This is a genomic window from Rhizobium sp. BK399, from assembly GCF_014194695.1.
In the GTDB taxonomy this organism is placed as follows: domain Bacteria; phylum Pseudomonadota; class Alphaproteobacteria; order Rhizobiales; family Rhizobiaceae; genus Rhizobium.
In genome coordinates, this window is the sequence record NZ_JACIAH010000001.1 from 700,914 (window position 1) to 713,695 (window position 12,782).

The 12,782-nt window shown below is 60.1% G+C and carries 9 protein-coding genes; 2 read left to right on the plus strand and 7 right to left on the minus strand.

Features of this window, described 5'->3' with window-relative positions:
* Positions 1 to 13: 13 nt before the first annotated feature.
* Complete coding sequence (locus tag FHT97_RS03530; protein ID WP_183859955.1) at positions 14 to 2,734, minus strand: DUF1217 domain-containing protein; 2,721 nt, start codon at positions 2,732 to 2,734, stop codon at positions 14 to 16.
* Positions 2,735 to 3,033: 299 nt separating this feature from the next.
* On the opposite strand from FHT97_RS03530, the gene FHT97_RS03535 reads away from it, so the two are divergent.
* Positions 3,034 to 3,600 carry a DUF6101 family protein gene (locus FHT97_RS03535; protein ID WP_016552966.1) on the plus strand — a complete coding sequence of 189 codons (567 nt, stop codon included), beginning with the start codon at positions 3,034 to 3,036 and terminating at the stop codon, positions 3,598 to 3,600.
* Positions 3,601 to 3,673: 73 nt separating this feature from the next.
* On the opposite strand, the gene ubiA is transcribed toward FHT97_RS03535, so the two are convergent.
* The 5 genes from ubiA to FHT97_RS03560 all read right to left on the minus strand — a co-directional run bounded on the left by ubiA (position 3,674) and on the right by FHT97_RS03560 (position 9,806).
* Entirely contained in the window at positions 3,674 to 4,633 is a 960-nt protein-coding gene (gene ubiA, locus FHT97_RS03540) for a 4-hydroxybenzoate octaprenyltransferase (protein WP_183859957.1), read from the minus strand.
* Positions 4,634 to 4,672: 39 nt separating this feature from the next.
* On the minus strand, positions 4,673 to 5,392 hold the full coding sequence (locus FHT97_RS03545; RefSeq protein WP_183859959.1) for a hypothetical protein: 720 nt from the start codon (positions 5,390 to 5,392) through the stop codon (positions 4,673 to 4,675).
* A 70-nt stretch (positions 5,393 to 5,462) separates the two neighbouring features.
* Positions 5,463 to 6,044 (minus strand): histidine phosphatase family protein, encoded by a 582-nt coding sequence (locus FHT97_RS03550; protein WP_183859961.1) that lies wholly within the window; start codon positions 6,042 to 6,044, stop codon positions 5,463 to 5,465.
* A gap of 57 nt (positions 6,045 to 6,101) precedes the next feature.
* Positions 6,102 to 7,361: a cyclopropane-fatty-acyl-phospholipid synthase family protein gene (locus FHT97_RS03555; RefSeq protein WP_183859963.1), complete on the minus strand. Its 1,260-nt coding sequence runs from the start codon at positions 7,359 to 7,361 to the stop codon at positions 6,102 to 6,104.
* A gap of 135 nt (positions 7,362 to 7,496) precedes the next feature.
* Positions 7,497 to 9,806, minus strand: coding sequence for a Tex family protein (locus FHT97_RS03560; protein ID WP_183859965.1), 2,310 nt, complete (start codon positions 9,804 to 9,806; stop codon positions 7,497 to 7,499).
* 204 nt (positions 9,807 to 10,010) lie between these two features.
* Here FHT97_RS03560 and glyS point away from each other — a divergent pair, with 204 nt between their 5' ends.
* Positions 10,011 to 12,188, plus strand: a complete 2,178-nt coding sequence (gene glyS / locus FHT97_RS03565) for a glycine--tRNA ligase subunit beta (RefSeq protein WP_183859967.1) — start codon at positions 10,011 to 10,013, stop codon at positions 12,186 to 12,188.
* Between the two features lie 113 nt (positions 12,189 to 12,301).
* Here glyS and FHT97_RS03570 read toward each other — a convergent pair whose 3' ends face one another.
* On the minus strand, positions 12,302 to 12,742 hold the full coding sequence (locus tag FHT97_RS03570; protein WP_183859969.1) for a YqaA family protein: 441 nt from the start codon (positions 12,740 to 12,742) through the stop codon (positions 12,302 to 12,304).
* Positions 12,743 to 12,782 lie beyond the last annotated feature (40 nt).

Below are 12,782 nucleotides of genomic sequence, written 5' to 3' on the forward strand. Positions count from 1 at the left end.
GCTGCTAAGGCGGTCAGCCCGATGTGCCGCCGGTCAGAATGCTGAGCGCCGGTGAGTTGTTGGAATTGTTCTGCAGGTCATACATTGCGGTGAACCGCTTCAACAGCTTGTCGACCTTCTTCGAATCCTGAAGGTCGTCGAGATTGACGAACTTCTTCAGAAGATCGACCTGCTTCTCGACATCCATGCTGGAAATACCGCTCGGCAGGCTGAAGGTGGTTGTGATGACCTGGAACAACGCCTTGTCCCCGAGGATGCTGTAGAGCGAGGTTATGTCGGGAGCCTTGCGGGCGAAATAGAGAGCAAGACGCACGCCGTCGTTGCTTTCACCCTGCTGCGTTTCGAGAGTCTGCTGAAGATAGTTCGTCTGGGTCCGATCCTCGGCGCCGACATTCTGAACGGCGCCGATCTTGGCGCGTGTCAGGTCTCCGGCGGTATCGAAGTTGAAGTCGGCAACGATTTCCTTGAACTTGGAGTCTGCCTTTGTATTCAGATAGCTCTTGGAATCGGACGGATCCGACGTGAAGATCTTCCGCAAGGTTTCGTCGTCGTACTTTTTCGGATCGAGACCGTTCGCCTTCAGCACGAAGCTGGTCAGCTTGTCATTCTTCAGGAAATCATCGAGCGACTTTACCTCGGCCATGCCTTTGGCGAAATCATCGACGGCCTTCGTCGCGTCTTTCGAAGCCTTGTCCTTGATCGAGCCGTCGTCCATTCCCAAGGTGGCACGCGACTTGTAGTTCGTCGCATACTTGGCCATGACGGCGGGTGACAGTGCCTGTACTTCCGACGTGATCTTGCCGTCGCTGCCGAAGTTGAAGGCGCGGACGAGATTGGTGATGCGCTCGTCCTTGAACGAGGCGACATAGCCGTTCGGATCATAGGGGTCGCTCTTCAGCAACTTGCGCAGTGTCGAACGCGGCACGTCCTGCTCCGTCAGCCCGTAGGCGCGCAGCGCCATCTGATAGGGATCCGGCAAGCCATCGTTGCTGTTGTCGAGATCCGCCGTCGCGTTGGAGCGGAGGAAATCGTCCACTTTCTTGATGTTGTCGTCGCTCATCCGCTCCTTGTAATTGGCGACGGCCGCGTCCATGGCCTCTTGTTGTGCGTCGTCATAGCGGACCGAATAGCTGTCGGTGGTGTTCATCAGTTGTTCGGCGCTTTGCGGACCGGAGGCGGCCGCGGCCGAGCCATCGGCAGCAAAACTGAAGCCTGCGTTGACATTGCTGAAGCCCTGAGCGGCAGCGAAGCTGGGATCAATCAAGATGTTCTTGAGATCAGCATCACTGATATTGGCCGGCATCTGGTAGACCGACTTGATAAAGCTGGTCAGCTTCGTATCCGCGATCAACTGGTCGACATTGGAAATCGTGCCGATCGTGCTCTGGAAGTAATCGAGGTTGGAGCGCGCGCCTGAACTGGTCACGCGCGCCTGAGCGGAGGTCTGCGCATTGACGTCATCCGGTACGCTGCCATCTGCCTGGAAGTTGAAAGCCGAATGGACCGCATCATAGCCAAGGCTGGCGGCATAGGTTGCGTCGGTGAGAACGCTCTTGAGATCGGCATCGCTGAAGGTCTGCGGTATGCCATAGGCATCCTTGATATAGCGCGTCAGCCCTGCGTCGGCGACGAGATCGTCGACGTTGGTGATGTTAACGATCGTGGACTGGTAGTAGCTGGTCGCCGAGGCGGCCAGGTCGCCCATGGTCTTTATCTGATCGGGCGTCTGCGCCGTGTAGGACGCCGCCGCGCCGTTGATCGTCCCGTCGGAATTGAAGTTGAACGCCTGATTGGCTTCGCTGAGATCCAGAGACGTCGCGTAGCTGGCATCGGTCAGCACGAGTCTCAGCGCTGCGGTGCTGAAATCCTGAGACATGCCGAAGGCCGTCTTGATGTAGGACGTTAGGCGGCTGTCAGCGAGAAGATCGTCGACGCTGGTGATCGCTCCGATCTTGGACAGGTAGTAGGCTTTGTTGTAGTCCGCTGCGGCAGGGGTGACGATCGACGGAACAGTCAAGTTGTACTGTTCCATGACGGCGTCCTTTTGGGCAGCGGTCTGCGCCGCGCCATTGACAGTGCCATCGGCATTAAAACTGAATTGCGCAGCAAGCGCCTGATATTTTTCGTTGCCGTTGACGTTCACGAAGCTGTTCGGATCGTTGACGTCGCTGGTTAGAACCTGCGTCAAGAAGTCATTGGAGACGTATGTAGGATCAATGCCGTAGGCCTTGAGGACATAGGTACGGACACGGCTGTCACCGACGATATCCGAGACATCCTGCGCTGCATCGATCGCATTGCCGTAGTAGTCGGTCTCCGTCGCCGCATTCTTGCTCTCGTCGGCAAAGGACTGCGTGTAGAGGCCGATCAGATCGTCTTCCTGCGCGTCGCTTTGCGCATCCGCTGCCGGCGAATTGAAGTTGAACGCGGCGGCAAATTCCTTGTAGCGCGTATCGGTCAGCTTGTTGGCGAAGCTGCCGGCATCGGTCAGATCACTCTCCAGGACTTTCTTCATGAAGGCCTTGGCGTAGGTCATGTCGTCGAGGCCATAGGCCTTCATCGCATAGCTGTAGAGCCTGTAGTTGCCGAGGAAATCGTCGACGTCTTTGACCTTGTTGATGTTGTCCTTGTAGTAGTCGGCGTCGCGCTTGACCGTGGCCTGGGAGGCAACGCGATCGAGGCTCTGCTTCATGTTCCCCGACACTATGTTGTAGGCCATCGAAGCAGAGATCATAACACGCCCTTTTCCGGCAAAGTCTTCAAAGTATGACAGAGTGGTTCTGCGCCATTTTGCGATAAAAAGCTTACCCGAGACTTACCCATCTTGCGTTGCAATATGAGACAGCCGGCGTTCACCCTCCGGAAACCTTGCCGGCTTCGGTTTTGATAACCATCCAGGGAGGCAAAGTTTTCTTAACCGCGATTTTTAAGCTGTCTCGAACAGGCGGCGCCTATTGTCGAGCCATAGAGGGCGAAAAGCCCCGAGGAGAAGACCGGAAACCGGCTCTCAGGTAAGACAAGGGTAGAATGAACATGAACAACACCGTTATGAAGCCCGTATGGGCTGGAACGACACTGCGTCTCGATCCGTCTCGCTTTCCCCAACAGGTCAGCTACGCCATCCACGACTCCACAAGTGACGTCAGCATAACGATCGACGAACGTGGCGCTATCCTGCGCAAGGTTCTCCCCTCGAGCGGCCTGCCGCTTTCGATCGCACTTCCCAAGCGCGCCTTCAAGGGCGTTGCCGCCCGCGCCATCGACCATGGCAACGGCGAGGTCACCGTAACCCTGGAGCTTCACCACGAAGATCCGGAGCTCTGCGTACCCCTTCTGGTCGCTCACGACCTGGCGGATATTGCCGCCGACTGGCGCAGCTGGTCGGAAGCCTTCCGCATTCCGATGCTGATGGTCGAGGCAGATGGCATTGCCCGTCCACTGGAAGAACATCTCGGCGACCTGCGGACCAGCGCATTGAAGCCGCGCCGCCGCCACTCCTACTTCGCCAACCGCCGCCCGCGCTTCCTCGTGCGTCGCACGACAGGCAAGCTCGGCGTCGCCATGAAGATCGAAGGCAAGGAAATCATCGCCCGCAGCTGAGCGGGGCGATCTGCCAAAACCGAAAACCCGGCCATTGTGCCGGGTTTTTCGTCTTGGTCTTCCGTATCTTGGCCTAAGGCAAGACAAAGAGCAGCGACAAGAAAAGGCCGGCAAAGATGATCAGTCCGACGCGATTGTTGGATTTGAACAGGGCCAGGCATTGCTCGCCGTCGTTGATATCCAGCGTTACGATTTGCCACGCAAACATACCGGCGGCAATGAGCAGGCCGAGATAGGCGAACAGTCCGACACCTGCCGCCAGGAAGGCGCAGAAGGCGAGCACGAGGGTCAGACCATAGAGGCCGACGAGCCACTGTTTCGTCTTGTCGCCGAACAGCCGCGCGGTGGAACGAACGCCGATCAGTTCGTCGTCCTCCTTGTCCTGATGGGCGTAGATGGTGTCGTAACCGATCGTCCAGACCACCGAGGCGACGTAGAGGAAAATAGGCGCCAGCGAGAGGCTCCCGAAAATCGCGGCCCAGCCCATCAAGGCACCCCAGGAGAAGGCAAGGCCAAGGAAGAACTGCGGCCAATCCGTAAAGCGCTTGGCAAAGGGATAAAGTGCCACAATGGCGAGCGAGAGGACGCCGAGGATGACGGCAAACCAGTTCAACTGCAGCACGACCAGCAGCCCAACCAGCGCCTGCAGGACGATGAACGCCTTGGCCTGGGTGCGCGTCACCCGACCCGACGGCAGCGGCCGCGAACGAGTTCGCGCCACTTCCATGTCGATCTTGTGGTCGACGAGATCGTTGTATGTGCACCCTGCCCCGCGCATCGCGACTGAACCGATGAAATAGAGAAGGAGATGGAAAACCAGCTGGCCGCCAGAAAACTGGCCGAGAGTGGCTGCGGCATTGGCAGCCATTGTCGCCGACCAGAAGCAAGGCCACATCAAGAGCTGCCAACCGATCGGCCGATCCCAGCGCGCAAGCTGCGCATAAGGCCAGAGCCACGGAGGCAAGATCCGGTATACCCAGTTGTTCGAAGGCGCATCCGCAACGCGCCCGTTTATTCCGCCGATCTGTTGCATGACGCCATCTAGCGATCGGTCAAGGCGCGGGTCAAGCCGTCATGCGGCCGCAGCGCCAAACTCTACAGACCCCTGCTCGCCGGAAAGGTAGATGCGGGCAAGCGCAACCGCAGCGTAGCTGACGCTGAGCGCCTGAAGGAATGCCGCAATCGCCGAGATTGCAAGCATAACGACGTTCGGCTTTCCATCGATCAGCAGCAATGGCGAGATCGAAAGGTGAGACGCCAGCACAACAAGCAGGATCGACAAAACCGCTGGCAGAACGATCGCGGCGATCAGACGACCTAACGTCGACACCAGTCGCGAGACGCCGCGTCGGAGCGCATCCAAAAGCGATGTGCCGACACCGGTAATGCTTGAGACCGGCCAGGTTCCAAACAACGACAGCACCAGTGCATAGGCGATCAGCGCAGCGAAGGTGTAAATCAGCACGCTTGCCGATATGTCCAATCCCGACGGCAAGAACATGAAGATCGGCAGGGAGATCCCGAGCGCAGCAATCAACAGCGCCAGCGTCTTGAGGAAATAGGGAAACGTCCTTCCGAAGCCTGCACGCTTTCCGATCTCGGCGAATGACCAGGAGTAGATCACCGCGCCCTGGACGCACATAGCGAGATAGCTCCACATGAACGTCGTCGCGCCACTCGACGTCGTCTTGCCCGAAACTTCGTCGAATACCGCAATCGCCACGACAGCAATGACGACGACCAGATACATGGACCAGTTTCTGCCGATAATGCCGAACGTCTCGCGTAGCATCCCGCCTTCCCCCTTGTGCTTCTGGGTACGCACTCAATCTGAGTCGAGACTGCTCGTCAAAGTCGTATTCCTAGATGCCGTTCCAGCGCCGGATGACCGGCTCCGTCAGGTCGTGCTCGTAGCCGAGAACGCTGATGCTCGTCGTGTCCAGAATGAACCGCGCCCCGTCCGCCGGCGGCAACCCGAGCCAGCGGGCCCCGAGGACGCGCAGGAAGTGCGAACTGGAGAAGATCAGGATGGCGGCATTGGCCTGCCGCAGTTCCACGATGATCCGGTCAGCCCGCGCACCAACGTCGTTCGCCGCCTCGCCGTTCGGGCAGCCGTCGCGAAACAGCTGCCAGCCTGGTCGGGTCGCATGAATTTCCTTGCTGGTGACGCCCTCGTAGTCGCCATAGTCCCATTCAGCCAGATCGTCCTTGACAATCGCGCCAACTCCGAAACCGGCAAGTTCGCAGGTGTTGCGGGCGCGTTGCGACGGGCTCGACCAGACGGCCGCGAAGCTCTTGCCCGCAAGACGTGGACCGACCTGACGCGCGGCCACCTCGCCGTTTTCGGTGAGCGGGATATCACTGCGGCCAGTGTGTCGTCCGGACAGGCTCCATTCGGTTTCGCCGTGACGGACAAGATAGATTTCCGGAAGGGTGTTTGCCATTGCCATCAGGCTCCGAAATTGAAAGGGCGCGGTCCTTGCCGCGCCCTTTGATCTGGGTCAGAGAATGACCTTTTCGAGCGGCGGACGCGTCGCCTCGAATTCCTTCAGCTTTGCCTCGTTCGCCGCGATGTAGTCGCGATTGTCGGGGGTCGAATACTGGTTCTTGGAAATCTGGATCTGCATGACGAATAGTTCGTCCCAGCGGAAGCCGATCTCGGATCCGGCGAGATAGAACTCCCACATACGGAAGAATTGCTCGTCGTAGAGCGCGACCGCGTCGGCCTTTCGCGCGACGAAGCGGTCGCGCCAGTGGCGCAATGTGTAGGCGTAATGCAGCGGTAGCACTTCGACATCGCGAACCAGCAGCCCCGCACTTTCGATGAACGGCAGCGTCTCGCCGATCGACGGGATATAGCCCTGCGGGAAGATATACTTCTCGATGAAGGCATTGGTCGCGAAACTCGGCTTCGGACGCGCAATCGAGTGCAGCACCATGACGCCGTCATCGGCAAGAAATTCATGCACCTTCTTGAAGAACTTGCCGAAATTGCCGATGCCGACATGCTCGAACATGCCGACCGATACGATCCGGTCGAACTTCCTGCCGGTCATCGTGCGGTAATCCTGCAGCTCGAAGCGCGCGCGATCGGCAAGGCCGCGCTTCTGCGCACGCTCCCGCGAGATCTTCAGCTGCTCCTTGCTGAGCGTGATGCCGGTGAGCTCCAGCCCTGGCGTGGATTCCACCAGGTACATGCCCATGCCACCCCAGCCGGAGCCGATCTCCAGAACGCGCTGGTTCGGTTCGAGCAGAAGCTTCGCGGCGATGTGCCGCTTCTTGGCGACCTGCGCCTCCTCCAGGCTGATGCCGGGCGGGTTGTAGTAGGCACAGGAGTATTGCCAATCCTCGTCGAGAAAGAGTTCGAAGAGCTTTTCGGACAGATCGTAATGGTGGGCAACGTTACGTCTGTTGCGGTTGATCGGAATGCGGCTTTTCAGCTGCTGCAGGGCAATGCGTCCGATCAGTAGGGCCGCCATCGGGATATCGAAGATCTCGTTGGTGGTATTCTGTTTCACCATCGCCAGGAAATCGTAGATGTTGCCCTGTTCGAGGATGAACCGGCCCTCCATGAACATTTCCCCAAGTTTCAGGGTGGGGTCGCGGCGGATCAGCTGTTCCGCCTCTTCATCGGCCATGCGAACGACAACCAGTTCACCGGTGCCGTCGCCAACCATATGCGTCTCGCCGCTGGCGAGAGTCAGTCTCAGATTACCCTTACGGATGAGTTTTTGGACGATCGATAAGAAAGCCGACGCCATAAGCAAGGCCTCGCATTGTGACAGGATGGTCCAATCAACTTAGTACCTCTCTGCCGCCTTACAAGCGCCGTATTTCACACCTCGGCAACATGGTCGCCAAAGTGTGACATTTTTGCAAATTCGATGGCTAAGCGCTTATTTTCGCTTCATCGCCTCGGCCAGCGCGGCGCCGAAAGCTCCCTGGCTCTCTGGCTTTGCCGGAGCCGAGCGGCGGTCGTTCTGACCACGGGACGGCTGATTTCCGCGCGACTCGCCACGCGGCGCCGGAGCCTGCGAACCGTCATCCTTTCGCATCGACAGGCCAATGCGCTTGCGCTTGGCATCGACCTCGACGACGCGAACCTTCACCACGTCGCCCGCCTTCACGACTTCATGAGGATCTTTGACGAAGCGATCGGCAAGCTGCGAGACATGCACCAAGCCATCCTGATGGACGCCGATATCGACGAAGGCGCCAAAGGCCGCGACGTTGGTGACCGTACCTTCCAGCATCATCCCAGGCACCAGGTCGGAAATCTCATGGACGCCTTCTGCGAAGGTCGCGGTTTTGAAGCTCGGGCGTGGGTCGCGGCCAGGCTTTTCCAGTTCGGCGAGAATGTCCTTCACCGTCGGCAGGCCGAATTTCTCGTCGATGAACTGGCGCGGATCGACGGCCTTAAGGGCAGCGCTGTCGCCCATCAGCGAACGTAGGTCGCGGCCACAGGCAGCGACGATCTTCTTGGCGACACCGTAGGCTTCCGGGTGAACCGAGGAGGCGTCAAGCGGCTCCTTGCCATCGCGAATGCGCAGGAAGCCAGCGCATTGTTCGAAGGTGCGCTGGCCAAGACGGGCGACCTTCAGCAGGTCACGGCGGCTCTCGAAGCGGCCTTCGCTGTCACGGTGTTTGACGATCGCCTCGGCGATCGAGGCGCCCAGGCCGGAGACGCGCGACAGCAGCGGCGCGGACGCGGTGTTGAGATCCACACCAACGGCATTCACCGCGTCTTCGACAACGGCGTCGAGCGAGCGCGACAGTTTCTGCTGATCGACGTCGTGCTGATACTGACCGACACCGATCGACTTCGGTTCGATCTTGACGAGCTCGGCCAGCGGATCCTGCAAACGACGGGCGATGGAGACGGCACCGCGCAACGACACGTCGAGGTTCGGGAACTCAAGCGCCGCTGTTTCGGATGCGGAATAAACCGAAGCGCCGGCTTCCGAGACGATCACCTTGGTCGGCTTCGGTGCGGGCAGATCGGAGAGCATGTCGGCGACGAGCTTTTCCGTCTCGCGGCTGCCGGTACCGTTGCCGATCGAGATCAGTTCGACATTGTGCTTGCGGATCAGCGAGGCGAGCTCCAATTGGGCGCCGCGCACGTCGTTTCTCGGTTGGAACGGATAGACGGTCGAAGTTGCGACGACTTTGCCTGTTGCGTCGGTGACGGCAACCTTGACGCCTGTGCGGATGCCCGGATCGAGGCCCATCGTGGCGCGCGAACCGGCAGGGGCGGCCAGCAACAGGTCTTTGAGGTTGCGGGCGAAGACATGAATCGCCTCTTCCTCGGCGCGTTCACGCAGCTCGCGCATCAGGTCGAGCGACAGCGACATGGAGAGTTTGACGCGCCAGGTCCAGCTCGCCACCTCCATCAGCCAGCGATCGCCGGGACGGCTGCTGCGGATCTCGTAGGCGGCGGCGATCATGCGCTCGACCGGCTTGTTCGGCGATACGGTCTCGGCATCGGCCTCGATTGTCAGCGTCAGCACTTCCTCGTTCCAGCCGCGCAGCATGGCAAGCGCGCGATGGCCGGGCGCCGTCGCCCAGCGCTCGGAATGATCGAAATAGTCGGAGAATTTTTCGCCCGCAGCCTGCTTGCCGTCGACGACCTTCGCCTTCAGCAAGGAAGCACTGCGCATGTGGGCGCGCAGCTTTCCAAGCAGGTCGGCGTTTTCCGAAATACCTTCGGCGACGATGTCGCGTGCGCCTTCAAGCGCCGTCTTCACATCAAGCACATCGGCGCTGATAAAGCCTTCCGCCAGCGTCGCGGGCTCCTTTGAGCGATCCGCGAGGATGGCTTCGGCCAACGGTCCAAGGCCACGTTCGCGGGCGATCTCGGCGCGGGTGCGGCGCTTTGGCTTGTAGGGGAGATAGAGATCCTCAAGCTCGGCCTTGGTGCCCGCCTTGGCGATCTTCGCCATCAGCTCGTCGGTCATCTTGCCTTGGCCGTTGATGGACTCGACAATCGTGTCGCGGCGGGCTTCCAGTTCGCGCAGATAGACCAGCCGCTCGGCCAGATTGCGCAGCTGGGTATCGTCCAGCCCACCCGTCACTTCCTTGCGGTAGCGGGCGATGAAGGGCACGGTCGCCCCCTCGTCCAGCAGCTCGATCGCAGCCTTGGCCTGATCCGGCCGGGCGTTGATTTCGGAAGAGATGACAGCGGCGAGCGAACGAAGATCAGCGGCCATGGGAGTTCCTGCGTTTCACAAAAGTCGCGGGACAATAGCGACGGAAAACGGCAAGGCAATGCCCGACGTTGCTATCCACAGCAACATAGCACGGATGGCGGCCGTTTTTGCGGTTGTGCAGATGCGCCATTCTTTGCTAGCAGAGGCGACCGTTTTTAGCCCCGCCTTTGTGGCGCCTTCCCTGGGGAAGGCAAGGAAAGTGACATGCCAGATCTGCTCCTAGAACTCCGCTCCGAAGAGATCCCGGCCCGCCTGCAGCGCAAGGCTGCCGGCGACTTGAAGAAGCTCGTCACCGATGCGCTGGTCGAGGCAGGACTTTCCTACGAGGGTGCGCGCGAATACTGGACGCCGCGCCGGCTGACGCTCGACATCCGCGGTCTGACGGCGCGCTCCGCCGACGTGCGCGAAGAGAAGAAGGGCCCCCGCACCGACGCCAACGAAAAGGCGATCGAAGGCTTCCTGCGCGGCGCCGGCCTGTCTTCCGTTTCCGAGGCGCAGATCCAGAGCGACCCGAAGAAGGGCGATTTCTACATCGCTATCATCTCCAAGCCGGGTCGCGCCGCCGAAGAGATCATCAGCGATGTCATGCCGGGCATCATCCGCGATTTCCCCTGGCCGAAGCCGATGCGCTGGGGCGCGGCTTCCGCTCAGCCGGGCTCGCTGCGCTGGGTCCGGCCGTTGCAATCGATCGTCTGCACGTTCGGCACTGAACACGAAGAGACTGTCGTCATTCCGTTCTCGATCGACGGCATCGTCGCCTCCAACGTGACTTACGGCCATCGTTTCCATGCGCCCGGCGCCATCACCGTCAAGCGTTTCGGCGATTACATCGCGAGCCTCGAAAAGGCCAAGGTGATCCTCGATGGCGAACGCCGCAAGGACATCATCCTCCACGATGCCCGTGACGTCGCTTTTGCGAACGGCCTGGAGCTGGTCGAGGACGAAGGGCTGCTCGAAGAGGTGTCAGGCCTCGTCGAATGGCCCCAGGTGCTGATGGGCAGCTTCGAGGAAGACTACCTCTCGATTCCGGCGGAGATCATCCGCCTGACGATCAAGACGAACCAGAAGTGTTTCGTGACCCGGCCGGTTGGCGGCGACGCACTGTCGAACAAGTTCATCCTCGTCTCGAACATCGAGGCCAGCGACGGCGGCAAGGAAATCATCCACGGCAACGGCAAGGTCGTGCGCGCGCGCCTCTCTGACGCGTTGCACTTCTGGAAGCGCGACCAGGGCGATCTTCCAGATCTCGAAACGCTCGAGGCTTCAGCAAAGAAATTCGGTCTCGACCTCAAGAAGCCGCTCGACCAGCGCATGGCGAAGCTCGATGCGCTCGGTGTGACGTTCCATGCCAAGCTCGGCACGCAGGGCGAGCGGGTGGAGCGCATCCGCGCCATGGCCGCAAAGGTCGCATTCCCTCTCGGCGCCGATTACAAGCTGGTCGACAGGGCCGTCGTGCTTGCCAAGGCCGACCTGCGCACCGAGGCTGTCGGCGAGTTTCCGGAACTGCAGGGTGTCATGGGGCGCAAATATGCCGCTCTTCAGGGCGAGGACGCAGTTGTCGCGACTGCGATCGAGGAGCATTACAAGCCGCAGGGACCATCCGACCAGTTGCCGCAGGACAAAGTTGCGATCACCGTGGCGCTTGCCGACAAGCTCGACACGCTGATCGGCTTCTGGGCTGTAGACGAGAAGCCGACCGGCTCGAAGGATCCATTTGCACTGCGCCGCGCAGCCCTTGGCGTCATCCGCATCCTGCTGGAGCGCCGCGTGCGCCTGACGCTGTTGCCGCGCATCACGAGCCACATGGGCCGCATCGATACGGATATCGGCAAGGCCGTTGACGACAACGACCTGTCGCGCCAATTCGACCTTCTCTCCTTCTTCCACGATCGCCTGAAGGTCTACCTCCGCGATCAGGGCGCACGCTACGATCTTATCGATTCCGTCCTGACCCCTGAAACGGACGACCTGCTGATGGTGGCTCGCCGCGTCGAAGCGCTGACGGCTTTCATCACCTCGGAGGACGGCAAGAACCTGTTGGTGGGCACCAAGCGCGCCACACAGATCCTGGCTGCTGAAGAAAAGAAAGGCACGGTCGTCGCTGACGGTGTTTCGGAAAATCTGTTCCGACTCGACGCCGAGAAGCAACTGTTCGCGGCAATCACCAAGGCTTCCGCCGAGGCATCCGCTGCCGTAGAGAAGGAAGACTTCCGCTCGGCCATGGAGGCGCTCTCGAAGCTTCGCGCGCCGGTCGACAGCTTCTTCAACGACGTGCTTGTCAACGACGAAGACGCCGCCATTCGCGCCAATCGTCTTGCCCTGCTGCGCCTGATCCGTGAAGCAACCGGGACTGTCGCCGACTTCTCGAAGATCTCCGGCTAAGCCCCAGGCATCCGCGCGTCAGGTTTGACATGCGGATGGCGCCCTAACCTCCGGCGTCATCTGCAGAATTTCGCCTATTCAGATTTTGATTCAAGGACGGAATTCCGCTGGCATCAGTTCGCGATACCGAGCGTGACGGCAGCGAGAACCGCGTAGCGGGTGGTCTTCGCGATGGTCACAAGTAACAGGAACATCGGGAACGGTTCGCGCAGGACGCCGGCTACAATGGTGATGGGATCGCCGATAACGGGCACCCAGCTCAGCAACAGCGACCATTTGCCATAGCGGCGATACCAGCGCTGCGCCTTGTCGAGCGCAGGCTGGCGGATGGGAAACCAGCGTTTGTCGCGGAACCGCTCGATTCCGAGCCCGAGCAGCCAGTTGATGGTCGACCCAAGGACGTTGCCTATCGTTGCCACCAAAATCAGCGCGAAGACCGGATGCTGGTTTGCCAGGATAAGCGCGATAAGGCCGGCTTCCGATTGCATCGGGAAAATCGTCGCTGCTGCAAAGGCCATCAGGAAAAGGCCGGTATAGACCGCAAGATCGGTCATGAATTATTGGCGCCAATGCATCGCCGCACCCAATTCCCCT

What these genes read in the sequence shown, in the direction of transcription:
- FHT97_RS03530 (WP_183859955.1), bottom strand. Translation starts at nt 2,734, where the DNA reads ATGATCTCTGCTTCGATGGCCTACAACATAGTGTCGGGGAACATGAAG.
- FHT97_RS03555 (WP_183859963.1), bottom strand. Translation starts at nt 7,361, where the DNA reads ATGGCGTCGGCTTTCTTATCGATCGTCCAAAAACTCATCCGTAAGGGT.
- FHT97_RS03570 (WP_183859969.1), bottom strand. Translation starts at nt 12,742, where the DNA reads ATGACCGATCTTGCGGTCTATACCGGCCTTTTCCTGATGGCCTTTGCA.
- ubiA (WP_183859957.1), bottom strand. Translation starts at nt 4,633, where the DNA reads ATGCAACAGATCGGCGGAATAAACGGGCGCGTTGCGGATGCGCCTTCG.
- FHT97_RS03550 (WP_183859961.1), bottom strand. Translation starts at nt 6,044, where the DNA reads ATGGCAAACACCCTTCCGGAAATCTATCTTGTCCGTCACGGCGAAACC.
- FHT97_RS03560 (WP_183859965.1), bottom strand. Translation starts at nt 9,806, where the DNA reads ATGGCCGCTGATCTTCGTTCGCTCGCCGCTGTCATCTCTTCCGAAATC.
- FHT97_RS03545 (WP_183859959.1), bottom strand. Translation starts at nt 5,392, where the DNA reads ATGCTACGCGAGACGTTCGGCATTATCGGCAGAAACTGGTCCATGTAT.
- glyS (WP_183859967.1), top strand. Translation starts at nt 10,011, where the DNA reads ATGCCAGATCTGCTCCTAGAACTCCGCTCCGAAGAGATCCCGGCCCGC.
- FHT97_RS03535 (WP_016552966.1), top strand. Translation starts at nt 3,034, where the DNA reads ATGAACAACACCGTTATGAAGCCCGTATGGGCTGGAACGACACTGCGT.